Here is a 24,723-nt window from a genome sequence, read left to right as displayed (position 1 = left end):
CTACCCCGTGAAACTGATCGGTGAGTTGAATCCCCACAGCACGATGCTCAGCACCATGTCCGCGGCGATCACCGCGACGAAACTGGCGCGCACCGCATGCCCGGAGGCGATACCGACCCCCTCGGGTCCGCCGGTGGCGAAAAAGCCCTTGTAGCTGTGGATCAGGATCACCAGCACGCTGAACACCATCACCTTGATCACCGCGGCGATCACGTCGAAGCCGCTCACGAACTGGAAGAAATAGTGGTCGTACACCCCGGCCGCCTGCCCGTGCAGCACGGTGATGAGCACCCGGCACGAGGCGTAGCTCAGGATCAGCGCCATCAGGAAGGTCGGCACGATCGCAATGGCCCCCGCCACCACGCGGGTGGTGACCACGAACGGAATCGAGCGCAGACCCAGCGCCTCGATGGCGTCGATCTCCTCCGATATGCGCATGGAACCGATTTCGGCGGTCATGCGGCAACCCGCCTGTGCCGCAAAGCCGATGGCCGCGGCGATGGGGGCCATCTCCCGGGTGGTGGCGAAGGCGGACACCACGCCGGTGATCGGTCCCATACCGATCATGTCCAGCGTCACAAAGGATTCGATGCCCACCGACGCACCCATGGCCAGGCCGAGGATGATCAGCATCGGCACGGTGCCGCCGCCCACGATGAGCGAACCGCGACCCCAGGTCATATCGGTGATGGTGCGAATGGTCTGGGCGCGATAGTGGGTGAGCGCCAAGGGAATCGCGCGCAACACCTCCCACGCGAAACCGAGCGCGAACCCGGACGTGCGCACCGGATCCAGCAGCCGATGCCTGCGCTGATACCCGCGATAGGCCCAGCCCAAGCCCCTCGGCGCGAACGATGACGCCGTCATCACGCGATCCTGGTCGGCAGGAACATCGACACCACCTGTGTCATAGCGAGATTCACCAGCACGATCGACACCACCGAGATCACCACCGCGGCATTGACGCCATCGGCCACCCCGCGCGGACCGCCCTTGGCCTCGAGTCCGCGCTGACACGCGATGACCACGACCAGGAAACCGAAGATGATCGATTTGGCCAGGGACACCCAGACATCGGCGACCGTCGCGAAGGAACCGAAGGTCGCCCAGTAGCTGCCGGGCGTCACGCCCAGGCTCGCGATGGCCATCACATAGCCGGTCAGAATGCCGACGAAGATAATCAGAATATTGAGCAGCGGTGCGACGATCACCATGGCGACCATGCGCGGAATCACCAGGCGGTGAATGGGATCGATGCCCATCGTCTTGAGCGCCTCGATCTCCTCGCGAATCGTGCGCGCCCCCAGATCCGCGGCAATGGCCGATGCCCCCGCACCGCCCAGCAGGAACCCGGTCGCCATCGGAGCGCCCTGTTTGATGACGCCGAGCCCGCCGCCCGCGCCCAGCATCGAATCCGCGCCCAGCTGATGGATGAGATTGCCGACCTGCACCGAGACGATGACGCCGAACGGAATGGCCATCAGAATCGCGGGAATGGTGGTGACCGTCAGCAATGCCCAGCATTGCAGAATCATTTCGCGCCATTGGAACTTGCGACGGGTGACATCGGTGGCCGCGCCGATAATCGACTCCACGCCGATCTGCACGGATCGGCCGAATGTTCGCATGCTCGCGATCACCGTGCCGGAGAAATTCTCCTTCACGATATTCAGCGCAGGGACCACCGAAATCAAAATACCGCCTGTCATTGCGCGTGCCGGATACACAGACACGTCACCCACCCCGGACCGTCATCTGTTGTTTACAACCGCATCGATCGACTGCCAAGTCTCGCGGACGCCGGTCCGGCGGTCACTGCACGCCGCGAAGAAGATCAGGGGGATCTTTTGTCTCACAAGACAAAATGGATCCGCGGTGTTTTTTCGGGGTATTGGATCTGACACGATGGAATCGACCTATAGGTCCTCGAATTGAGCTATGTCGCGCCGCTGTTGTCGGCCGTTTAATTTCCACGGAGGTTCGTTATGGGCATCGCCGATGATGTCGTCACACGCGGAAGCAAACCGCTACTGCCCTCCGCCGACCCCTTCTATCTACCGCCGGATGATTCCGCGAACGCCGTGCCGGGAACCGTACTGCGCTCTCGCACAGTCGAAATCGCGCAATTCGGCTTGATCCCGCAGCAGGTGACCGCCTGGCAGCTGCTGTACCGCAGCAACGATCTGAACGGTGCGCCGGAGACCGCGGTCACCACGGTCTTCCTGCCGTACGGGTCCGATCCCGCCGAACCGCGGCCGCTGCTGGCATTCCAATGCGCCATCGACGCGGTCAGCGAACATTGCTTCCCGTCCTACGCCCTGCGCCGCCGCGCCCGGGCGCTCGGATCGCTGTCCCAGCTCGAATGGCTGTTCGTGGCAGGCGCTCTCGCGCGCGGCTGGGCCGTGACCATGGCCGACCACGAAGGTATGCGCGGCGCGTTCGGCGCACCCCGGGAACCCGGCTACCGGGTGCTCGACGGCATTCGCGCCACCCTGGGATTCGATCGACTGGGGCTGCCGCCGCAGACACCCGTGGTGCTGTGGGGCTACTCCGGCGGCGGGATGGCGAGTTCGTGGGCGGCGGAAATGGCCCCGATCTACAGTCCGGAGCTGAATATCGCCGGAGCCGCGCTCGGTTCGCCGGTGGGCGATTTCCGCGCCGCCGTAATGCGATTGAACGGCGGCTGGTTCGCCGGGCTCGCCCTGATGGTCATCGCCGGACTGGTTCCGCTGTATCCGGCGCTGGGGGCGGTGGTCGACGAACAGACCACCCCCGAGGGGCTGCGTCACCTCGATCGCGCGGCGAGGATGAATCCGCTCGCGATCGTCATGCGATTCGCCCGCCACAGCGTCGACAGATACCTGCGCACCGATACGCTGGCCAACCTGCTCGCCCGACCCGCGATGCAGGAGATGCTCGACGATGTGCGCCTCGGAATGCACACTCCCGCTTGCCCATTGCTCGTCGTACAGGCGGTGCACGACCAGATCATCCATGTCGACGATGTCGACGGGCAGGTCGAGCGGTATCTGGCGGGCGGAGCGCGAGTGACCTACCTGCGCGACCGGCTCAGCGAACACGGCTCACTGATGCCGCTGTCCACCCCGCTGGTCTTGGACTGGCTCGCCGCCCGGATAGCAGGCCTGCCGGTCGAGGAATCGAGCACGAAAACCGTGTGGACCGTGGTTACTTCGACTCCCGGGCCGCGTGGCCAGCTCGCGAGCGCGGCCACCCTCCTGCGCGTGCTGCTGGGACGGCCGCTGCGCGCCCGGGTGCGGCGTAACGCGTTGCGCGGCAGCGATATCGGTGGACAGCGCGCGGCGTGATCGATCGTGGCCGCGAACTTCATCGCGGCCCTCGGCCCGGATCGACTATTCCGGCGCGGCTTCCGCACCGATCCGGAATTTGGCCCGATCGATGCGATGGATCACCACCGCCGCCGCGTGCAATCGAAATCCATTCGGCTGCAATGGATCCACGCCGGTCAACTCGGCGACGCGGCGCAGCCGGTAGCTGAAGGTATTGGGATGGATGAACATCTTGTCCGCCGCGGCTTTACGATCCGCTCCGCCGTACTGGACGTGCATTTCCAATGTCTCGATCAGGTGCGGGTGTTCACGCAGCGGAATGAGCAGTGCCGCAATCCGTTCCCGCGCCGGACCGGGACGGGTGATCTGCTGTTCCAGCAGAAAATCGTCCGGATGATAGAGCCCGGCGGGACGGCCCAGCAGTTGCGCGAGTTCGGCGACCTGACGGCAGGAATCACCGGCCGCCGCGAGTTCCGCGCGGCCGATATCGCGGCAGAGCGCCGCATGGGTGTCCACGTGAAATCGACGCTCCAGCATGGAAATAAGCTGCTCGACCGCATCACCCGACTGATCGGCGTCCAAGGTGTCGGCGGCGAACAGCACAATCCCGGCGGTTCCGTCGAACGTATTCAGAACCGGCCCGCCCGCGAAATGATCGAACGCCTGTTGCGCGAGCCGCAATCTGCGCCGCGCACCCAGCTGCGCACCCGGACCGGACAGGCCATCGATCGACCGGATATGCAGTGCCACAACGTGATAGCGATCAGCCGGGGTGATATCCGCCCGCACGGCGAGGTCATCGACGGGATCGCCTTTCAGGAGCGCGGCGCACAATGCCCGCCGCGCCAGCACATCCCCCGAATACGTCAATTGTTCACTGTCGATATAGGTTTCGGCGAGCACGGAACTGACCTCACCCGTGTACGCGAAAAGGTGCTCGGTGAACGCGGCGAGATCGGCCGCATCGGCCGGTTCCGCCGCCGCGGCCACCAGCGACCACAGATGTCCGGCACCGCTGTGCAGCGCCGACATCAGCAGTGAGAGCCCGATGCGATTACCGGCCGCATGCCGCTCCCCGACCGGAATCAGGATGCGCGCGATCTCCTCCCGGGAAATCGATCTGGACTCCTCCAGCGCGCGTAGATAACCCGTACAGCAGGCATAGATCGCGGGCCGCACATCCGCGGCGAAATAGCCTTCGGTCGCCGCGGCGTGCACCGGCATGGCGTCCACGCAGACATCACGCACCTCGAGCGCGATCTCCGGAATGCGCGGGATCAGCCGCGCGACTATGGGCGCGTGCGCCGCCAATCGCGGCGGAGCGATCGTCATCGGCAACCACCCCGAGAAGTCATGCGGATGCGGGCGCGGGCGGCATCGCCCGCATCGTTCGCCAGGTCAACTGCATAATCTCGAACTCCTCGTCTGGATCGACCCACCCCGGTCCAGCGGTCGCACCGCCCGTTGAAAACACTAACGTACCCCACTTGCCCGCACTATCCGTGTGGGCCAGTTCACGCCTTACCGCGACCACATCGCCACGCCCGGCGATTCCGCGCCGCCACGTTGCTATCGTGACCGGGTGAACGCGCCCGCCACCCCCGAGCGACTGCCGCGCGGCCCGCACCGGCTGACGCGTGCCGAAGTCGCCGATTCGCAGCTGGCGCGGCTGTATCTCGCCATCATCGACGCGGTGGCCGAACACGGATACAACGCGGTCAGCGTCGCCGATCTGGTGGCGCGCGCCAAGATCTCCCGGCGCACCTTCTACGAACTCTTCGATTCGAAGGAGGCCTGCTTCGCCGCGGCCTTCGAAGTGCTGATCGAGATCGCCACCACCCGGCTCGACACCGCCATTGCGGCTGCGGGGCAACTGGATTGGCGGCAACTGGTGCGCACCGCACTCGCCGCCTACCTGCGGATCCTGGCCGAGGACCCGGCCGCCGCCCGCGCCCTGCACATCGAAGCCCTCGCGGCCGGACCGGCTTTCACCGAATACCGCAGACGCCTGATGTCCGTGTTCGCCGGACGCATGCGCGCGGCCCGCGAACTCGCCGTCGCACAGGGCGAACTCACCGGGCAGCTGCCCGACGCGGTCATCGAACTCCTCATGGGCGGTATCGACGACCGCATCCGCGAATGCCTGCAATCGCGTGACGCGGCCGCCCTGCCCGATATCGAACCCACCCTGTCCTACGCCGCCCTCACCCTGCTCGGCAGCAGCACCGACGACATCGCGGACTGATCGACCCCTCGCCAAGGTGGGATCGCGCGGCATCCCGACCGTAAACATACGATACGGTATCGTACAGTTGATGTCTCGGTCAATGGATCGATACCGTCGGCCAACTCCCCGAGGCAGCCATTCCGCGGTCCGCTGAATCGACGGACAGAGGTGATCCTCGATCGGGGTGGAGTAATTGCAGAAGTGCCCGAGCATGATTTGCCGCAAATCAGCAGCAAATTATGCTCGGGCACTTCGTCTTTCGGGCTCGCTATTTGGCGGGCGCCGGGGTGAAGGGTTCGTTGATCGTGGTGAAGTACTGCACGGCGGCGGCGATGGCCACCGGCGCGGTCACCAGGATCATGCCCGCGATCGCGCCGAGCGCGCCCATGGCCGCGGCCCCCGCGAGGCAGCCGACCACCGCGCCGGGGAGGAAGAAGAACAGGCCGCCGATAATGCCGGTGGCCAGGGACGCGCCGGTGCCGACCGCGAGACCGCCGAGCGCGCAACCGACCGCGCCGCCGCCGATGCCGCCGACCAGGGTGCCGATGGTCGCGCCGACACTGATGGTGTCCTTCATGCGATTCCACGCGGCCTGCTCCCGGTCATACGGGGTCTTCCACGGCGCGGTGTCCTGATAGGGCAGCGCGACGGGACGGTAGGACGCGTGCTGGAGATCGAACAGCGGGGTCAGGGTGGCGGTGTTGTCGCGGATCGCGGCGGCGATCGGGAAGACGAAATCGTCCACGCGGAAGGACAATTCGGTGCCGGCCACGACCGCGCCGCCGGGCGCCTTGATCTCGAAGCGGCCGTCCTCGACATCGAGCGATCCGATATCGGTGGAGATGATCGCGGAACTGTCGGTGGCGGACGCGGTGTAGTGGATCGCGTCCGCCGCGTCGGCGATCGGATCGGCGTGTGCCACCGCCGCGGTAATCATCGATACCGCCGATACCAGTGCGGCAACCGCGGCGAACCTGGTCTTGATCATTGCCCTACCTCTAACTTCAGCTTGCAGATAAAGAACCAATCGCCGGGTTAGCTATTGATAAGCAAACTGTAAGTTTGAGATCACGGGCAGGCAACGGATGTAGACCCTTAAGTGACTCGATACACAGCACAAATCACCAGGTCAATCTGGAATTCACCGGGCGTTCATGCATATACCGCATAACAGACAGATTACGGTCCCGGAGCCCGGTCTCACGCAGCGCCGCCGCGAGGCGAGGCGCCTCCGGCTGAGCCGATGCGGATGCTGGACCCTCGCGGCAACCGAGACAGCACTCCCCCGGGCCCGCGCCGCGAAGGACGCGCACAGACGAAACATTGCCTATCCAGCCGCTATTCGAAGCAGGTCATCGAATTGATGGAAATCCAGGGAAAACCTCCGACAACGACAACGTAACGCAATTGCATTTGCGCCTGCGTAACGTTGCCGATATCTCCGGCAGATGCGATGCCACCATTACAGGTGGCGACAGGGAGCCGATTCACGACATCGGAAGCGCCGACCAATCCACCCTGACGTGTTCGATGAAAACCAGCCCTGAACTGGCAATACATGCGAACGAACCGCATCGGACCGAAAAATCTACGCCGAAGACTTTGTGAAATTAACTTTCCAGAGTGAATATTTAATAGCGGATAACTACATACCGATCCGAGCCCGAGGGGTCCATCGATACCAAACCGTTATTTCCGATTTCGGCCGCCTCCAGATGAGAACAGGTTACATTTTAGATCCCTTACGGTGCGACTCGGATTCCAGGTCGCATCGATGCTTCGCGTATTTGGAGATAGTCATGAGATCAATCGCATCCGTGCTGCTTCGTGCCGGTGTTGTAACTCCGATGGCGCTTGCCACCGTCTTCTGTTTGGCGGCTCCCGCGAATGCGGCGTCGGTCAGCCTGAACTGGAGTTGTCAGGGCACCATCTTCGGTATCGGGCAGACCTCGAGCATGAGCACCTCGGTCGACGGGACCGCGCCGGCCACCGCCGCCTCCGGGTCCGCGGTGGCCATCACCCTCACCCCGGGTGTGTCATCGGTGCCGAGTTCGGCCTCCGGGTTCAGCGTGACGAATATCAGCAACCTCAAGATGACGTTCCCGACCCCGGCGAATTCGACACTGGTCTCGGCCACCGCGTCGGGCGGCACCGTGGCGGGCACGGTCAGCACCTCGGGCGGCAATGTCGTGCTCACCGTGCCGGGCCCGATCGCGGGCGGCACCAGCTTCACCCCGCCGGCGGTGACCATCAATGTCACGGCCGGTACCCCGGGAACGCCGATCACCAGCAAGTACGCGGGAACCAGTTATGCCAATCCGGGTATGACGATGACGACCAAGGTGGCGTTCGTCGGCAATGTCGCGACCGCGTGCTACCCGAACCCGTCCCCGACACTGACCAGCACCGCCGTCAGCTGATCCGAGCGGGATGAGAATATGCCGGGACTGGGCTGTTGAAGCCAGCCCAGTCCCGGCATTGGTGCACACTATCGTATCGGCCATCGCGTCGCAGGCATGGCCGATGAGTTCCGTTGAGAGGTTTCATGTTTCAAGTGTTCGAGGTTGGGAGCCCGTGCGTCCGATGTCAACCGAACCCGATCGGATCGCGGTAGAGCTCAGACGAGCTCTCGAGTTCTACCACGGAACACTCGAAGACCTGTCCCGCGAACTGATCCGACTGCTGGGCGTCAACGAAACCGACCGGCGCGCACTGGAAATCGTCCTGCTCGGCGACGGCAAATCCACCACACCCGGCATGCTCGCCGAACGCCTCGGCCTGACCGCCGCGGGCGCCACGATAATGCTCAACCGCCTGGAGAAGCAGGGCTATATCGCCCGCTCCCTGCACCCCACCGACCGCCGCCGCGTCATCGTGGTGGCCACGGATCTGGCCGCCCGCCGAGTGCAGGAACTGATCTCATCGCTGGTCGACGAGGGCTACAAGATGATGCTCAACTGGTACGACCCCGCCGAACTGGAAATGATCGCGACCTTCCTCAACCGCGCGGGCGAACTACAGCGCGTCCACCGCCAGCGCCTGCGCGATATCGACCCGTATCCCCGCAACTGAACCCACCGGTCCCCGCGACCGAGCGATTCCGACACACGCTAATTCCCGTGCAGCCAACGCTCTTTCAGCATCAGATGGTTATCCCACCAGGCCTGGACCAGCGCCGGATCCGAACCGGCGGGCGGCGGCGGAGATTCGCCGGGGAACAGCCAGTTCGCATCCGGCGCACCGACCGTGGTGGGGGTGGCCAGGCCATTCGCGGTGGTCGGATCGATGGTGGCCGGATCGATGGTGGTGGTCGGATCCACGGTGCCGGTCGCGGCGGAATCGGTGGTGGGCGCCGGACGGGCATGCCGCGGCGGCGCGGTCGCGATCGGCGCGGGCACATCGGTGGCCGAATCGGGCGAAGGGATCGTCGCGATCGGTTCCGGCACAGGCGTTTCGGTCGTGGTCGGCATGGCGTTCCCCGTGCCCGCGGGTTCCAGATGGACCTGGGCCACCGGCGTGGAGTGCTCCCGAATCTGCACGACCGTGACACCGACGGCGGCCAGTGTGGCCGCGACGGCGGCGGCCCCGAGCAATACCCGGCCCGCCCGTCGATTCCCCTCGGGCGCATCGGCATCCAGCTCACGCAGCTGCTCCGCCGCCACCAGTGCGGCACCCCGGGCCACCGCGTTCGCGGCATCGGGCGCGATGGCGACGGGTGTGGCGAAGCCGAGCCGCACCGCATCGGCGACGGCCGCGTCATTCGCCACCGCACCGCAGATGAGAATCGCGTCGGGCCGGACCCCACTGGCATCGGAGATCGGCCGGATGCGCTCGATCGCCTCCTGCGTGCTGTGCGCGCCGACGACGCCGATGGGCCAGGAATCCGCCGCGAATATCCGGGTGCGCCCGGGGCCCACCAGCACGAACGCGGTGTGATTGTCCAGCAGTTCGAGCACCATCAGATTCCCGGTGCCCGCCGCTTCCCGCGCCAGCGCCAGCAGCGCGGCCTTGATCGAGACATGCGAGGCGCGTTGCCATTTCCCGCCCGCCAGCGCCGAGACCGTGGCTCGCCGCTCAGTCGCGGATCGATACACGACCGCCACATCGCCGAGCTCCGGTGCCTCCCGCTCCAGCGCGTCCAGCACCCGGAGGGTGACGGTGTCCACCGGTTCATCCTGAATCGGATATTCCAGCGCGGGTGAATCCCGCTGCCTGTCCGTCGAATCCGGCAGCAGCACCCCGCGCACCACCGACCGCTCCGCTGAAATCCCGCCGAAAACCCGCATCCGATCAACCTCTGTTCGAAAACACTTCTTCAGCGGTTCGTTATGCCGCACCACAAGGATTGGTCGAAAGACCAACTTTTCCGATCCGCGTTCCGGGCAGACGGCGGCTGCTTCGGTTGTTATCGTGAACCGGTGGAGCCATCGAAGATCGTGATCATCGGCGGTGGTTTCGCGGGTGTCGAATGCGCCCGGTACCTCGAACGCCACCTCCGGCCCGAGGAAGCGTTCATCCAGCTCATCACCCCAGTCGCCGGGTTACTCTATCTGCCGCTGCTACCGCAGGTGGCCTCGGGCGTGCTCAATCCGCGATCGGTTTCGGTATCGCTGCGAAGGGTGTTGCGCCGCACCGAGGTTGTGCCCGGCACCGCCATCGGGGTGGAACCGGCAGCGCGGCAGGTCATCGTGCAGCGGCCGACGGGCGGGGAATTCGCGCTCGCCTACGACCATCTCGTGCTCGTGCCCGGCAGCATCACCCGCGTGCTCGATGTCCCGGGCCTGGACAAGCACGGGTTCGGCATGAAAACCCTCGCCGAGGCCATGCACCTGCGCGATCACGTACTGCGGCAGTTGGATATCGCCGCCGTGCGCGGTGAGGAGGACGAGGACCGGGAACGGCTCAACTTCGTCACCATCGGCGCGGGCTACGCGGGCACCGAGACCACCGCGGTGCTCAACAAGGTCACCCAGGCGGCCGCGCGCCGCTATTTCCCGCGCCTGAACCCGGATATGGTGCGCTGGCATCTGGTCACCCACGGCGATCGCATCATGCCCGAACTCGGGGAGCGGCTCGGCCGGGAGACCAAACGCATTCTGGCCGAACGCGGTATCGAGTTGATCTCCGGCGCGTCCGCGAAAGAGGTCACCGCGAACGGTGTCACCCTCACCAACGGACGGCACATTCGCACGCGCACCCTGGTGTGGACGGCGGGCGTCGCGCCGAGCCCATTGGCCGGACATCTGGGCGCGGCCACCGAGAAGGGCCGCATCGTCGCCGCGCCCGATCTCACGGTGCCGGGCCTGAACGGCGTGTGGGCGTGCGGCGACGCGGCCGCGGTTCCCAATCTGGCCGAGGGCGACGGTAAATCCTGCGCGCCCACCGCACAGCACGCCATTCGCCAGGGTCGGCACCTGGCCAAGAATCTGCTCGCGACCCTGCGCGGCGGACCGGTCGAACCGTACCGGCATCCCGATCTCGGCATGGTGGTCGACCTCGGCGGCCGTGACGCCGTCGCCCGGCCGTTGAAGATCGGATTGCGCGGTATCCCGGCGCAATTCGCGGCCCGCGGCTACCACCTGATGGCGCTGCGCACGGTCGTGGCCCGCGCCCGGGTCGCCTTCGACTGGACCGTGCACGGCCTCAGCGGTGACGATTTCCTGCGCATCGGCTACGGCGACTACGCCGCGCACACCATCGGCGGCTTCGAACAGACCAGTTGCTATCTGCCTGCCGCCGAGGTGCCGGTGGTGCTGAAGGCGATCTCGGACACCGACTGATCACGCTAGCGCCGCCGCGGCCAGACCCCGGCCGCGTCGACCTCCAGGGTGTCCGACAGCGGAACTCGGGATTGGTTGTGCGGCAACGGTTCGGTCAACGCCGTCCCGGCCAGGGATGCGAAATACGGGAGTATGCGCAGTAGTCGGGCCGTCCAGCCGCGGCGGATCGTCACACGCCCTCCCCCGATAACCGGGTGTGCCGCCGCATCGCGGTGGACACGTGGCGGGCGACGCCCTCGATGGTGGGGTGATCCCACATGACCACGGTCGCGATCGGAAAGCGCAGCCAGTCGGCGAGATCGGTGGCGATCTCCACGGCCTCGGCGGAGTTCAGGCCGAACTCCGCGAAGGGGGCACGGATGTCGATCTCCGCGGGGTTCAGGTCGAAGCGGGCGGACAACCGGGCTTTGAGCCAGGCTTCGATATCGGCGTGGTCCAGCCCGTCCGTCGCCGGATCCGCCAGCCACCATTCGTGGACCACGTCGAATTCGTTGGACAGCAACATCTTCCGGGTCTCGCCGCGACGAATCTTACCGCTCGACGTCTTCGGTATCAGGCCGGGGCGAATCAGCACGATGGCATAGAGCGGCAGCGCGTGTTCGGTGGCGATCGCCCGCCGGATGGCCGCGACGGCGGCGGTGAGATCACCGGTGAAATCGGGGCGCACCTCCTGCACGATGACCAGATGATCGCCCTCGCTCTCCGCGCGGGTGCCGATATCGACGGCCGCGACGCATCCCGGACGCAACGCCGGATGGCATTCCTCGGCGCTGCGCTCGAGATCCTGCGGATAGGTGTTCTGGCCGCGAATGATGATGACGTCCTTACGCCGTCCGGTGACGAAAAGCTGTCCGTCATAGGCGAATCCGAGATCACCCGTGCGCAGGAACGGACCGCTGCCGTCGGACAGCGTCGCCCCGAAGGTTTCCACGCTGTCCACCGGCCGATCCCAGTAGCCGATGCCGACGCTGCCGCCCGCGACCCAGATCTCCCCCACCCGCCCGGCGGCGCATTCGGCGCCGGACTCCTCGTCCACGACGAGGACATGCTGCCCCGCGACGGCCCGGCCCGCGCTCACCAGCGCCAGCCCGTTGCCCCGCTCCCGGGACGGCACGGCCACGCCGCCGCCGAGCGAGCGCGCGTCGAACCGCTCGACCTGCGGAGCATCGCCCACCGGACCGGTGGTCAGCACCAGCCCTTCGGCGAGACCGTACAGATTCAGATGGGCCGAACTGCGAAATCCCGCCGACGCGAACACCTTGTCGAAGCGGTCCAGGGTGGCCGCCCGCACCGGTTCGGCGGCATTGATCGCCACCTGCCAGCAGCTCAGATCCAGCTGTTCGACCTCCTGCCGGGTGGTGCGGCGGGCACACAGGTCGTAGGCGAAATTCGGGCCCGCGGTCGCCCGCACCCGGTACCGCGATATCGCCTCGACCCAGCGCGCGGGCCGGCGCAGGAAATCCAGCGGCGACATCATGATGATCGGATTGCGGCCGTACACCGGTTGCAGCAGACCGAAGAACAGTCCGAGGTCGTGATACTGCGGCAGCCAGCTCAGGATCGGCGCACCCGGTTCGACGAGCCGGGCGAATACCGAACCGCAGTGCAGCAGATTGCCGTGCGTGACCATGACCCCCTTGGGCGCCGACGTCGAGCCGGAGGTGTATTGCAGGAAAGCCACACTGTCACAGGTCAATTCGGGCTGCACCCAGTCCACCGCCCGCTCATCCGGCACCTGTTCGGTGACGATCCAGGTCAGCGGCGCGAGCGCGGGTTCGACGGCGATGAAGGTATCCAGGCGCGCGTGCACCCCCGCGGCGGTGAGCGCGACCTCGATGCCGGCGTCCGCGATGATGGCGCGCAGCTGCGATACCGAGCGATTGAGTTCGGGCGGGTAGGCGGGCACCGCGAGCACACCCGCGTACAGGCAGGCGAAAAACGCTACGACGTAATCGATTCCGGCCGGGAAGACGAGCAGTACGCGACTACCCTCGAGTCCGCGCGCCTGTAACTCCGCCGCGATCGCACGGGCACGCAGATCCAATTGCGCCCAGCTCAAACATGATTCGCGGGTTTCACCGTCGAGCAGGTAGGTGTACAGCGTCTCGTCGCCATGGACCCGCGCGCCCGAGCGCACCAGGTCGATGTAGGAAATCATGGTCTCTCACTTCGATTCTGCGCCGGATCACCCGTGGCGCGACAGGTTCTTCGCGGCTTCCTGGCCGGAACGGAAGCACGCCTCCAGTGGCGCTCCCTTGACGTAGTCACCGGCCAGTTCGAGGCCGTGCACCCGGCCCACCTCGGTGCGCACCTTCGACAGGAAGCCGCCGTAGAACGGCAGATACGCGCAGTAGGCGGCATCCCAGATGTGCGTCACCGCATGCACCCGGTTCAGCGAGCCCTCGATCTTCAGCAGGCCCTTGATGAGCTCCTCGGCCTCGTCGAGCCAGGACGCGAGGCCCGCCTCGGTCGGCATGGGCCGGGCCGCACGACCACTGAAGGTGTATCGCACGATATTCAGATCATTGACGCCGTAGACGCCCGCATTGCTGCATCGGCCGCCGTCCAGGGCGATGGCGCGCACCACCTGATCGAAGACCGGGCGATCGTATTCGACCACCGCGACCGCGGCCGGGAAGTATCTGACCTCGGCCAATAGCTCGCTCAGGTCGGGCAGGCTCGATTTCACGATATCGGCGGCGGCATAGGCGGGCGCGGCCAGCACGACACCGTCGTACGAAAGCACCTCCGGCGCTTTGCCATTCCCCGCGAGCTGGACGCCGGTCACCCGCCCGTCCTCGATGACCAGCGATTCGACCGTCGAATTCGGCCGCACCGTAACCAGTTTCGCGAATTCGGTGAGCGCGGGCTGAATGCCGTCGGTCAGCTGGTCGAAAGTGCTGGCCAGGCTCAGGTTCACATTGAAGTTGCCCAGGTACATCTCATCGGGTTCGGCGCCGTTGAGCCGCACCGTCAGCGGCCGGAACATATTGTTCACCAGCGATCCGCCGAAGTACGCGGTGAGCGGCTTGTGATCGCGGCGCGCCCCGATGCGCGAGAACGTCTCACCGCCCAGGAACCGATTGCTCTCATCGCGTTTGATGGTGATCATCAGGACCAGCAGCTTCAGCAGATCCAGCGGCGCACCGAGTTTGGTGAATTTGCGGATCAGGTCGAACCGGCTGTTCTTGCTGTCGAAGGTGACGAGTTCGCCGTTGATCAGGCGGGAGGTGTTGACGCCGAAGTACTCGAATTTGTCCGCCCGCATCGCGGCCAGGAAGCCGCGCAGTTCGGTATAGGTGCGGCTGATGTTCTTGCCGCCCATCATGACCGGGCGATCACCGAGCGTATCGACGCCGAAACGCCCGCCCAGCACCGGGTTTCGTTCCAGCAGGTCGACCTCGTGACCGGCCAGGTGCAGTTGGTAGGCCGCGCCGATACCGGCGACGCCGCCACCGACCACCGCGAATCTCTTACCGCTGTTGTTTGCCGAACGATCCATTGTGGTGACTCCTCTGTGTGGTCAGGCGGTGGCCGGGTAGGGCGCGAGTTCGATACGGCACTGGGCGATTCGCGCGCCGAACTGGTGCAGGTCGAGTTCGACCACGGCTCCCCCGGTATCGGGATCGCGCTCGGCCGCGGCAGTGAAATCGATGAGCCCGCCGAGTTCGGCGAATCCGGTGAAGGTGGTGGCACAGCCGGTGACGGCGGCGATCGGGGAATCCAGCGCGCCCGCCGCCACCGCCGCCACGATGGCGGCCTGTCGGCAGCCCTCGATCAGCAGCGGTCCGGGGACGTGATCGTAGGGATGGTCGAAGAAGGAGGGGTGACGTTGATCGATGATCAGCGGGATCCGGGGCTCATCGCCCGGTATCGGTTCTCCCACAACGACATTGCGCGGGTCGCGTCTGCCGACCGCGGCGGGCGCGATGGGTTCCACCGCCGCGCCCGCGGATTCATCGTTCATGGGCCGACCGGCCTGCTGTAGCTCGCGAATCTCCCGGTAGGTATCCGCCGGAAACTGAATCCCGCCGCCCCGCAGGGTCAGCGCCCGCACGCCGCCGATGCTGAGCTGGGCCTCGAAGAAGGTGCCCGCCGAGTCGCCGAAGGTACCGGCCAGCCCGGCGCTCGCCCGCACGATGCCTTCCAGCGGAACATTCGCGGCATCGCGGTAGGCGCTCAGGTCTTCGACCTCGAACTCCAATTGCTGGAGACTGGCGGGGGTTCCGGCCGGGACGTTCAGATACCGGTGTCCCACCACGATCATCGCCTGCCGGATGGCCTCCACGGTGGACAGCGGATCGTGGTAGTCCACCAGCCGGTCGAAATACAGCGAATGGGCGCGCGGAATCTGAATGGCGGCCAGGAATCCGTCGATATCGGCCGGTGCGGTGTCGGCGACGAATACCTCACCCAGCGCGCGGCGATGTGCCAGCGCGCACGGCACCGTCTGCTCGAAGCTCAGGCCGGTCGCGGTCGTCGGGGTCATCGCGCCACCTCCTGCAGCGCGGGGGCGGCGATACCGGTGATCAGGCGGGCGGCACCGCGAATGGTCGGCGCGTCGATCAGACTGCCCAGCGAGATCGAGGTTCCGGCAACATGATTGAGCCGACTGCGTAGCTCCAGCAGCGATAGCGAGGTCAACCCGACTTCGAACAGGATGCGGTCGGCGTCGAAATCGGTGTCCTGATCGATCAGGATCTCCTGGATCTGGGCGCGCACCACCGTCATCGCGTAGTCGAGCCGTTCGGATTCGGCCAGCGCGGCCAGGGTGTCCCGGAACTCCTGTGCCGGATCGGGTCCCGAATCGGCTTCGGCCCGCTGTTCGGTGTAGCCAACAGCGGCCACCTCGGCCCCGATCCAGTAGTGGCGATGTTGGAACGCGTAGGTGGGCAGATCGATCGCCACCGCCTCGCGGCCCGCGTACACCTCGGCCCAGTCCAACGGTGTGCCCGCGGCCCAGGCGGCGGCGATGGCCCGCAATAGACTTCGGGCCTCCGGCTGCCCCTTGCGCAGGGTGGCGATCGTGATTCGCCCGCCGTCCGGGAGGCATTCCTGAGCCATCCCGGACAGCACCTCGCCGGGGCCGATCTCCAGGAACGTGGATACCCCGGCACCGGTGAGGAATTCGACGCCGTCATGGAATCGCACGGCCTGTCGCGCCTGGCTGACCCAGTAGTCGGGCGAGCACAGCTGTTCGGCCGTCGCGATTCGCCCGGTCACATTGGACACCAGCGGAATCGATGACGGTCGCGGATAGACCGCGGCCACCACCGCCCGGTACTGGTCGAGGATCTCGTCCAGATGCGGTGAATGGAAGGCTCTTTCGACCTGGAGTCGTTTGGTGCGCCGCCCGCGTTCGCGCCAGTGCTTGGCCAGTGCGGTCACCGCGTCCGCGTCGCCCGCCAGCACGGTCGCATTGGGACCGTTGCTCGCCGCGATGGACACCGCGGATTCCTGTCCCGCAATGGATTCCGCGACCTCGAGGTAGGACGCGCGCACCGACATCATGACGCCGGGGCGCAACCGCTGCATCAGTCTGCCGCGCGCGGCCACCACCGCGGCGGCGTCCGCGCGGTCGAAGACGCCGCCGAAGTGCGCGGCGGCCAACTCACCGATCGAGTGCCCGAGGATGAAATCCGGTGCCACTCCCCAGGATTGCAGCAGGCGCAGCAGTGCCACCTCGATCGTGAACAGTGCGGGCTGGGTGTATTCGGTGCGGTCCAATAGCTCGGGCCCCGCCCCGCCGGTCCCGAAAACGACCTCGCGCAGCGGGCGGTCCAGATGCGGATCGAATGCCGCGCACAGGTCGTCGAATTCCGCGGCGAACCTCGGAAACGCCCGGTACAGCTCATGGCCCATGCCCAGCACCTGGCTGCCCTGGCCGGGCAACAGCATCGCGGTCTTACCCGCCGCCGCGCGCCCGGTGATCGCCGCCGACGCGAAGGTCCCCTCGGCCAGCATCGCGAGCCCCGCCACCAGTTCGGCCCGGCTGCCCACCACCAGGGCGGCTCGATGGTCGAATGCGGCGCGCGTGGTCGCCGTGGACAGTCCGATATCGACGACGCCGGTCCCCGGATCGCCTTCGCAGGCGGCGAGCAGCTGCCGTGCCTGACCGCGCAAGGCCGGCCCGGTCTTCCCGGACAGCACGCACACCGACAGCTCATCGGATCGATCCGGCTGAACCGCAACCGATTCGGTGAGATCGGGATCATATTCCACGATCACGTGCGCATTGGTGCCGCTGATACCGAACGAGGAGATACCCGCCCGGCGCGGACGGCCGTGCTCGGGCCACGGCTGTGCGTCGGTGACCAGCCGAATATGCCCGGCCGACCAATCGACATGCGGTGACGGCTCATCGACGTGCAAGGTCGGCGGCACCGTCCCGTACCGCATCGCCAGCAGCATCTTGATCAACCCGGCCATGCCCGCCGCCGATTGGGTATGCCCGATATTGGATTTGATCGATCCGAGCAGCAGCGGATGCTCGGCGGGCCGCCGCCCATAGGTGGCCAGCAGCGCCTGCGCCTCGATGGGATCACCGAGCACCGTCCCGGTGCCGTGTCCCTCGACCACATCCACCTCGGTGGCCGTCAGGCCCGCATCGGCCAGCGCCTGCCGGATAACCCGCTGCTGGGCCAGACCGTTCGGCGCGGTCAGGCCGTTCGAGGTGCCGTCCTGATTGATCGCGCTGCCCCTGATCACCCCGGCGATCGGGTGACCGTTGCGCCGGGCGTCCGAAAGCCGCTCCAGCACAACGAGTCCGGCCCCTTCGGACCAGGACGTGCCATCGGCCGCCGCGGCATAGGACTTGCAGCGGGCATCTCGCGCCAGACCGCGCTGGGCCGAGAAGAACACGTAGCCCAGCGGCGACATCGTCACCGTCACCCCGCCCGCCAGCGCCAGCGCGCATTCCCCGGATCGCAGCGATCGAGCGGCCTGGTGCAGGGCGACCAGCGAGGATGAGCACGCGGTGTCGATCGAGACCGCCGGTCCCTGCAATCCGAGGAAATACGCGATCCGGCCGGAGGCGACCGCGGGCATATTGCCGGTCAGCAGATAGCTTTCCGCGCCGGCCAGCTCCGGGCCCGCGCTCAGCAGGGATCGATAGCCCATATCGTTGATCCCCAGGAACACCCCGGTATCGCTGCCCCGCAACGACTGCGGGTTGATGCGCGCGCGTTCGAGCGCCTCCCAGGCCAGTTCGAGCACCAGGCGCTGCTGCGGATCCATCGCCAGCGCCTCACGCGCCGATATCCCGAAGAATCCGGCATCGAATTCGCCTGCGCCATCGAGGAATCCGCCCTCGCGGACATACGACTTTCCCGGAATACCGGGTTCGGGATCATATATGGCGTCCAGCGGCCAACCGCGATCGGCCGGAAAGTCCTCGATCACATCGCTTTTCGAAGAGACCACCCGCCACAGGTCCTCGGGTGCGGCGATCCCGCCCGGAAACCGGCACGCCATGCCCACGATCACGATCGGATCCTCGTCGAGGTCCACGGGCGCGAGCGATAGCTCGGAAGACTCTGCGGCCGTGCCGGTTTCGATACACGTGCGCACGTGTCCGGCCAATTGGCCGACCGTCGGGTGGTCGAAGATCACCGCGGCGGGCAGTGCGATACCGGTCTCGGCCGCGACCCGGTCGCGCAGTTCCACCGCCGTCCGGGAGTCCAACCCCAGGTCCTCGAAACGCGTTGCGGGATCGATGTTTTCCGGCGCGAAGTCGCCGAGCACCCGATCCACCTGACGCCGGATCATGTCCGTGAGCAGCCGATCCTGCTCGTCCAGGTAGCGGCGGCGCAGCTCGCCGAGCGCGCCGCCCACCGAATCCCGCGAGCGAACGGACCCCGGCGCACTGTTCAGATCATCCTGCGACATTCGGCAAACCTCGTATCCTTCGAAACCGGTCGCGCCGCGCTACCGCGCGTTATCGACCGACCGGCTTGTTGCCATCACATTGCCTACCTTAGGGTGGCCCATGCGACGCGAGCCCATTGTCCGGTAATTGCCTGGACATAGCCGAAAACATTCCCGAATACCGCCCCGAACAGCGTGCCGGTCGATTACCGGCCAATTACCGGGGCACGGCTAAAATCAATCGCGATCCAGAATTGAGGCGCCCGACTGCCTTTAAAGATATCGGGGCTCGATTCATCGTGACGACAGTTTCGAGGTTGTGATGGTTTCGCAGAAAGAAATCGAATCGATCGAGATCCCGGGCAACTTTGCCGATATCATTCGCGAGCGAGCGCGAACGCGGCCGAATGATATCGCCATCGTGTGCGGGGAGCGATCGATCGACTTCGCCGCACTGGACCGGAGTTCGGGCCGCGCGGCGAACGCGCTGCGGGCGATGGGTCTGCGCAAGGGCGATCGCATGGCCTACGTGGGCAAGGACTCCGAACACCTCTACGAACTGCTGATCGCCGCGGCCAAGAGCGGCACCGTGCTCATCCCGGTCAACCGGGTGCTGACCGCGACCGAGATCGCGCACATCCTGCGCGATTCCGGCGCCAAGCTGCTGTTCGTCGACGATGCCGCCGCCGAGGTGGTGGCCAAGGCGCAGTCGGACGCGGGCACCCAGACACCGGTGGTGCGCATCGAAGGGCCGGGCGGGTTCACCGAATGGCTTGACGGCCATGACGATTCCGGCCCGGAAGCCGAGATCGGCCCGGACGATCCGTTCATCCAGATGTACACCAGCGGCACCACCGGCCTGTCCAAGGGCGTGGTGATCGGTCAGCGCAGCATCTACGCCGCGCGCGCCGCGCTGGTCTCGCCGGAAGTGGATTGGTTCGACGTCCAGGAGAACGACTGCCTGCTGGTGGCCATCCCGAGCTTCCATATCGCCGGTCTGGCCTGGGTGATGCAGGGCCTGTTCGCCGGCGTCCCGAGCATTCTCATGCCCGAGTTCGCCCCGGGCCTGGCCATGGAGCTCATCCTCACCAGGCATGTCACCGCGTTCGTCGGGGTGCCGGTGATGTTCGCGCTGGTGCTGGCCGAACCCGCGGCGACCAAGGACGCGTTCGAACATCTGCGGTTGGCGGCCTACGGCGGATCGCCCATTCCCGAGACCCTGCTCGCCGCCTGCATGGAACGCTTCGACTGCGGCTTCGTGCAGTTCTACGGCATGACCGAAACCGGTTCCGTCATAAGCTTTCTGCCGCCCTCGGAGCATGTGGTCGGCAATCCGCGACTGCGCTCGGCCGGGTATCCGTGCCCGGGGTTCGAGATATCGGTGGTCGACAGCGCGGGTGAGCCGGCGCCGCAGGGCGAGATCGGCGAGGTGCTGATTCGCAGCCGCGCCACCATGATCGGCTATTGGAATCAGCCCGATACCACCGCGCGCACGGTGGTCGACGGCTGGCTGCGCACCGGCGACGCGGGCTGGCTCGATCCCGAGGGCTATCTGTACCTGTGCGACCGGATCAAGGACATGATCATCGTCGGTGGTGAGAACGTCTATCCCGCCGAGGTCGAGAACGTCATCAACGATCACCCCGCGGTGCGCGAGGCCGCGGTCATCGGCGTCCCGGACGATCGCTGGGGCGAGGTGGTGCACGCCTTCGTCGCCGTGCACGCCGGGCACCAGCTCACCGGCCGGGAACTGGCGCAGTTCCTGCGCGGCAAGATCGCGCAGTTCAAACTGCCCCGCAATTTCGAATTCATCGATTACATTCCGCGGAATGCGACCGGAAAGATTCTGCACCGGCAACTCCGGGAGAAGTTCTGGAAGGGCCGGGAGCGCGCAATTAATTGACCGAAAGTAAATAGTTCGGGGGCCGCGTGCCGGGGCGAACATCATTGTTCGGTATCCCAAGGCACGCGGCCCCGATATTGGAACATCTAACAATGATCGCGCATCGCGTATCAGGCGATGCGAAATATCGCGCACGACATTATAAGATCCTGCTTGGGTTACAAGGACGTGGCTCCGACCCGGTTTCAGCCAGGCGTGATTTCGCTTCGAAATTACACTCGTGGCGCAAGGCGAGAGGCGACGGTTGTGGAATTTCGCATTCTTGGTGAATTGGACGTCCTGGACAGCGGCAGGCAAATCCGGTTGGGTGGCGTGACCCCGCGAGCGGTACTCGGATACCTGCTGCTGCACAACAATCAAGTCGTACCGGCCAGCCAACTGCGCGACGCGCTGTGGAACTACGATCCACCGGCGACCTCCCGCAAGATCGTGCAGAACGCGGTGTCCGCGATCCGCAAGGCGCTCACCCCGCGCGACAACGCCGACGGCACCGTACTGCTGACCCAGGAGCCGGGATATCTGCTGCGGGTCGATCCCGATGCGGTCGACCTCTGCCTGTTCCGGCAACTCGTACAGCGCGGCAACGCCGAACTTCATTCCGGCTCAGCGGAATTCGCGCGCGTACTGTTCCGGCAGGCGGTCGGGCTGTGGCGCGGGCAGGCCATGGCCGATCTGGCCGAGAGCGGAATCCGCTGGAGCGAGCTGACCGCCATCGATGATGAGCGACTCAATGCCTACGAGGCCTGTTTCGAAGCCGAACTCGCCAGCGGGCGACATCGCGAGATCACGCCCGAACTCAAGGTTTTGACCGCGGCCGCCCCGATGCGCGAGACGTTCTGCAAGCAGTACATGCTCGCGCTGTACCGATCCGGTCGCCAGGTGGACGCGCTGGAGGCGTACCAGCGCGCCCGCGGCGCGCTCGTCGACCGGCTCGGCATCGAACCCCAGATGGATCTGCAACGACTGCATCAGCGAATACTGTCGCAGGATCCGGGGCTCGAATTCGTCTGCAGCTCAGACCCTTCGGGTCCGTGGCGGCACATCGCGACCCGGTAGCAGGCTCACCAGCTTCGCCAGCGGAATCATCAGCCGCTGCCACTGCTCATCGGACAGGAACGGTGGCGTATCCAGATTCTGATATCTGGTGGTCGCCACCGTTTGCGATTCGGTGTACTTGAGCAGACCCTCGACACCGTTGCGGCGGCCGATACCGGACGCGCCGACCCCGCCCATCGGCGCGCCCATACTGCCGAAGGAGGGCACATAGCCCTCGTCTACGTTCACCGAACCGGTGCCGAGCCGCCGGGCGATCTCCTCGCCCTCCCGCTTCGACGCCGCCCACACGCTGCTGTTGAGGCCGTATTCGGAATCGTTGGCCCGGGCTACCGCCTCATCGATCGAATCGACCGGGTAGATCGCGACCAGCGGGCCGAAGGTTTCCGCTCGCGCGCAATCCATTTCATCGGTGACACCGGTGAGCACGGTCGGCTCGAAGAACAGCGGACCGAGGTCGGGGCGCGCGTTGCCACCGGCGAGCACCGTCGCGCCCTTGGATTTCGCGTCCGCGATGGCCTTGGCGACGCGCTCGAGCTGATCGGCGGAGATCAGACTGCCCATCGTGGTCGAGAAGTCGTATGCGGCACCGAGTTTCATCCGCCGGGTGGCGGCGACGAAGGCGTCGGTGAACCGATCGGCAATGGCGCGGTCGACGTAGATTCGTTCCACGGACAGGCACAGCTGCCCGGCATTGTCGAAGCAGGCTCGCAGCGCCGCCTCGGCGACCGTATCCACATCCGCGCCGGCGGTGACGATCATCGGGTTCTTACCGCCGAGCTCGGCGGAGAATCCGATCAGGCGGCCCGCGCAGCGCTGCGCCAGGATCCGGCCGGTGGCGGTGGAACCGGTGAACATCAGATAGTCGCAGCTGTCGGCGATTCGAGTGCCGACGACCGTGCCCTCCCCCGGCACCACCGCGAGCAGATCGCGGGGCAGCCCGGCGCGGTAGAGCAATTCGGCGTTCGCCAGCAGGGAGAACGGTGTGCGGCCATCGGGTTTCAGCACCGCGGCATTGCCCGCCAGCAATGCGGGCACCGCGTCGCCGATGGAGAGCAGCATCGGGTAGTTCCACGGCGAGATGAATCCGACCACACCCTTGGGGCGTTGGTAGACAACGGTTTTCACGAGCATCGGGAACAGTCCGGGTACCCGGTACGGCCGCAGCAGTCGCGCTGCGACCCGCGCGTAGAACTGCGTGGCCAGTGCCAGGCCGAGCACTTCCGCATTGGCCACGGCGCGGGCCTTACCGGACTCGGCCTGTAGCAGGTCCATCAGGAATTCACGGTTGTCGAAGATCAGGCTGCGGTACCGCTCGAACACCGCCGCCCGCTCCCGGACGCCGCGCGCTGCCCATTCCCGCTGTGCCACACGCGCTTTGGCGAATGCCGCGTCCACGTCGGCGACGGTTCCCACCGGGATGTCGCCGAGCCGATTGCCCGTGAATACTTCGGTGATCTCCCGGGTCGGCCGGGCGGCCGGTTCGGTGAGGGCGGCGAGTTCGCGAAGTCGATCGAAGGTATGAGATTCTGGAACGGGCATTGCCGCACTCCTGACGTCGAACTGTGTAACCGATAAAGTATCCCAAAAATGTGATACGCCACCATGACTCGGAAACTGCCCGGTAATCGCCGAGAAATTCCGACGCCATTTCGGCGATCATTTTTCCGATTACCGGCCGATTCCCGCTCGGTTCCCGAAACCCATTACCGCACAGTACCTTTGACCGTACTCGAGCGGCCGGGAGTCATTTATGGTGAAAAGTGGACCGAATAGCGGCAACTGGGCGGTGATCACCGGCGCTTCGTCGGGAATCGGTGCGGCACTGGCCTGTCAACTGGCCGAACGCGGGTACGCGACCATGCTGGTGGCGCGCCGGGCCGATCGACTGGAGGCGTTGGCGAGCCGGATACGCGGCGAATACGGTACGAAGGCCGAGGTCATCCCCTGCGATCTGGCCGACGCCGCGCACCGCGAACAGTTGTGTGCCGAGCTGGCCACGCGCGAGGTGGCAGTGCTGTGCAATAACGCCGGATTCGCGGTCTGCGGCGAGGTGGCGAGCACGGATCCGCAAGCGCAACGGGCCATGCTGCTGGTCAATATCATTGCGGTACAGCAGCTTACAACTGCGGTATTACCCGCAATGCTGGCTCGCCGCGAGGGCGCGATTCTATTCACCGGATCCATCTCCGGTGTGCAACCGGTGCCGACGGCCGCCGCGTATGCCGCCAGCAAGGCCTTCGTGAACAACTTCGCGGAGGCGTTGCACGTCGAGCTGCACGGCACTGGAGTGAACTGCACGCTTTTATCGCCGGGCCCGGTGCGCACGGAGTTCTACCGGGTGGGCGGGGTATCCGCGGAACGCGAGAATTCCTATACCGCGATATCCACCGACCAGGTGGCTCGCGCCGGACTGACCGCCCTGTTCGCGCGGCGGCGCGCCGTGACACCGGGACGCACCGCACGACTACAGGCCTGGGGCGGACGCACCATCCCGCGCCCACTGCTCTTCCCCGCACTGCGGCACCTGGTACTGCCGTGGCTGCGCTCGGGACTGGCCGATTCCGTATACCGCTGAGGAGCGCA

At 65.9% G+C, this 24,723-nt stretch carries 20 protein-coding genes; 9 read left to right on the top strand and 11 right to left on the bottom strand.

All coding sequences use genetic code 11. The features are described from left to right. A complete protein-coding gene (locus tag ACFVUS_RS00715; RefSeq protein ID WP_387761016.1) occupies positions 1-867 on the bottom strand; it encodes an ABC transporter permease in 867 nt (288 codons plus the stop codon). Then, on the bottom strand, positions 867-1,628 hold the full coding sequence (locus ACFVUS_RS00710; RefSeq protein WP_387765340.1) for an MlaE family ABC transporter permease: 762 nt from the start codon (positions 1,626-1,628) through the stop codon (positions 867-869). Before ACFVUS_RS00710 ends, ACFVUS_RS00715 begins: the two co-directional genes overlap by 1 nt. A gap of 357 nt (positions 1,629-1,985) precedes the next feature. Between ACFVUS_RS00710 and ACFVUS_RS00705 the strand changes: the two genes are divergently transcribed. Beyond that, a complete protein-coding gene (locus ACFVUS_RS00705) occupies positions 1,986-3,326 on the top strand; it encodes a lipase family protein (RefSeq protein WP_387761015.1) in 1,341 nt (446 codons plus the stop codon). Positions 3,327-3,371: 45 nt separating this feature from the next. On the opposite strand, the gene ACFVUS_RS00700 is transcribed toward ACFVUS_RS00705, so the two are convergent. Next, on the bottom strand, positions 3,372-4,640 hold the full coding sequence (locus ACFVUS_RS00700; RefSeq protein ID WP_387761014.1) for a PucR family transcriptional regulator: 1,269 nt from the start codon (positions 4,638-4,640) through the stop codon (positions 3,372-3,374). Between the two features lie 250 nt (positions 4,641-4,890). On the opposite strand from ACFVUS_RS00700, the gene ACFVUS_RS00695 reads away from it, so the two are divergent. Next, positions 4,891-5,553 carry a TetR/AcrR family transcriptional regulator gene (locus tag ACFVUS_RS00695; protein ID WP_387761013.1) on the top strand — a complete coding sequence of 221 codons (663 nt, stop codon included), beginning with the start codon at positions 4,891-4,893 and terminating at the stop codon, positions 5,551-5,553. 250 nt (positions 5,554-5,803) lie between these two features. Here ACFVUS_RS00695 and ACFVUS_RS00690 read toward each other — a convergent pair whose 3' ends face one another. Then, positions 5,804-6,523, bottom strand: coding sequence for a hypothetical protein (locus tag ACFVUS_RS00690; RefSeq protein WP_387761012.1), 720 nt, complete (start codon positions 6,521-6,523; stop codon positions 5,804-5,806). A gap of 335 nt (positions 6,524-6,858) precedes the next feature. Between ACFVUS_RS00690 and ACFVUS_RS00685 the strand changes: the two genes are divergently transcribed. From ACFVUS_RS00685 to ACFVUS_RS00675, 3 genes are all read left to right on the top strand, one after another. Beyond that, entirely contained in the window at positions 6,859-7,143 is a 285-nt protein-coding gene (locus ACFVUS_RS00685) for a hypothetical protein (protein ID WP_387761011.1), read from the top strand. Between the two features lie 239 nt (positions 7,144-7,382). Next, positions 7,383-7,955 carry a hypothetical protein gene (locus tag ACFVUS_RS00680; protein WP_387761010.1) on the top strand — a complete coding sequence of 191 codons (573 nt, stop codon included), beginning with the start codon at positions 7,383-7,385 and terminating at the stop codon, positions 7,953-7,955. A gap of 163 nt (positions 7,956-8,118) precedes the next feature. Further along, complete coding sequence (locus tag ACFVUS_RS00675; RefSeq protein ID WP_387761009.1) at positions 8,119-8,607, top strand: MarR family winged helix-turn-helix transcriptional regulator; 489 nt, start codon at positions 8,119-8,121, stop codon at positions 8,605-8,607. 38 nt (positions 8,608-8,645) lie between these two features. Here ACFVUS_RS00675 and ACFVUS_RS00670 read toward each other — a convergent pair whose 3' ends face one another. Beyond that, entirely contained in the window at positions 8,646-9,821 is a 1,176-nt protein-coding gene (locus tag ACFVUS_RS00670; RefSeq protein WP_387761008.1) for a hypothetical protein, read from the bottom strand. 132 nt (positions 9,822-9,953) lie between these two features. Between ACFVUS_RS00670 and ACFVUS_RS00665 the strand changes: the two genes are divergently transcribed. After that, positions 9,954-11,315, top strand: a complete 1,362-nt coding sequence (locus tag ACFVUS_RS00665) for an NAD(P)/FAD-dependent oxidoreductase (protein ID WP_387761007.1) — start codon at positions 9,954-9,956, stop codon at positions 11,313-11,315. A 5-nt stretch (positions 11,316-11,320) separates the two neighbouring features. Here ACFVUS_RS00665 and ACFVUS_RS00660 read toward each other — a convergent pair whose 3' ends face one another. From ACFVUS_RS00660 to ACFVUS_RS00640, 5 genes are read right to left on the bottom strand one after another with little or no spacing between them, the layout of a single operon-like run. Then, positions 11,321-11,488, bottom strand: coding sequence for a hypothetical protein (locus tag ACFVUS_RS00660; protein WP_387761006.1), 168 nt, complete (start codon positions 11,486-11,488; stop codon positions 11,321-11,323). Next, the gene (locus tag ACFVUS_RS00655) at positions 11,485-13,473 is read right to left on the bottom strand and encodes an AMP-binding protein (RefSeq protein WP_387761005.1); all 1,989 of its coding nucleotides are present in this window, start codon (positions 13,471-13,473) and stop codon (positions 11,485-11,487) included. The genes ACFVUS_RS00660 and ACFVUS_RS00655 overlap by 4 nt, the downstream gene beginning before the upstream one ends. 27 nt (positions 13,474-13,500) lie before the next feature. Then, a complete protein-coding gene (locus ACFVUS_RS00650; RefSeq protein ID WP_387761004.1) occupies positions 13,501-14,817 on the bottom strand; it encodes an FAD-dependent oxidoreductase in 1,317 nt (438 codons plus the stop codon). 21 nt (positions 14,818-14,838) lie between these two features. After that, the gene (locus ACFVUS_RS00645; RefSeq protein ID WP_387761003.1) at positions 14,839-15,804 is read right to left on the bottom strand and encodes an AfsA-related hotdog domain-containing protein; all 966 of its coding nucleotides are present in this window, start codon (positions 15,802-15,804) and stop codon (positions 14,839-14,841) included. After that, on the bottom strand, positions 15,801-19,202 hold the full coding sequence (locus tag ACFVUS_RS00640; protein WP_387761002.1) for a beta-ketoacyl synthase N-terminal-like domain-containing protein: 3,402 nt from the start codon (positions 19,200-19,202) through the stop codon (positions 15,801-15,803). The genes ACFVUS_RS00645 and ACFVUS_RS00640 overlap by 4 nt, the downstream gene beginning before the upstream one ends. A 301-nt stretch (positions 19,203-19,503) precedes the next feature. Between ACFVUS_RS00640 and ACFVUS_RS00635 the strand changes: the two genes are divergently transcribed. Both ACFVUS_RS00635 and ACFVUS_RS00630 read left to right on the top strand, forming a co-directional pair. Further along, positions 19,504-21,084 (top strand): long-chain-fatty-acid--CoA ligase, encoded by a 1,581-nt coding sequence (locus ACFVUS_RS00635; protein ID WP_387761001.1) that lies wholly within the window; start codon positions 19,504-19,506, stop codon positions 21,082-21,084. Between the two features lie 246 nt (positions 21,085-21,330). Next, positions 21,331-22,140, top strand: coding sequence for a BTAD domain-containing putative transcriptional regulator (locus ACFVUS_RS00630; protein ID WP_387761000.1), 810 nt, complete (start codon positions 21,331-21,333; stop codon positions 22,138-22,140). Here the strand turns inward: ACFVUS_RS00630 and ACFVUS_RS00625 are convergent. After that, positions 22,099-23,679 (bottom strand): succinic semialdehyde dehydrogenase, encoded by a 1,581-nt coding sequence (locus ACFVUS_RS00625; protein ID WP_387760999.1) that lies wholly within the window; start codon positions 23,677-23,679, stop codon positions 22,099-22,101. The genes ACFVUS_RS00630 and ACFVUS_RS00625 overlap by 42 nt on opposite strands. Positions 23,680-23,890: 211 nt before the next feature. On the opposite strand from ACFVUS_RS00625, the gene ACFVUS_RS00620 reads away from it, so the two are divergent. Further along, positions 23,891-24,715: an SDR family NAD(P)-dependent oxidoreductase gene (locus ACFVUS_RS00620; protein WP_387760998.1), complete on the top strand. Its 825-nt coding sequence runs from the start codon at positions 23,891-23,893 to the stop codon at positions 24,713-24,715. The last annotated feature ends 8 nt before the right edge of the window (positions 24,716-24,723 follow it).

It is taken from the genome of Nocardia sp. NPDC058058 (genome assembly GCF_042885355.1).
In the GTDB taxonomy this organism is placed as follows: Bacteria; Actinomycetota; Actinomycetes; order Mycobacteriales; family Mycobacteriaceae; genus Nocardia.
Note: the sequence above shows the minus strand (reverse complement) of the source record. Positions and strands in the feature narration are given on the sequence as shown.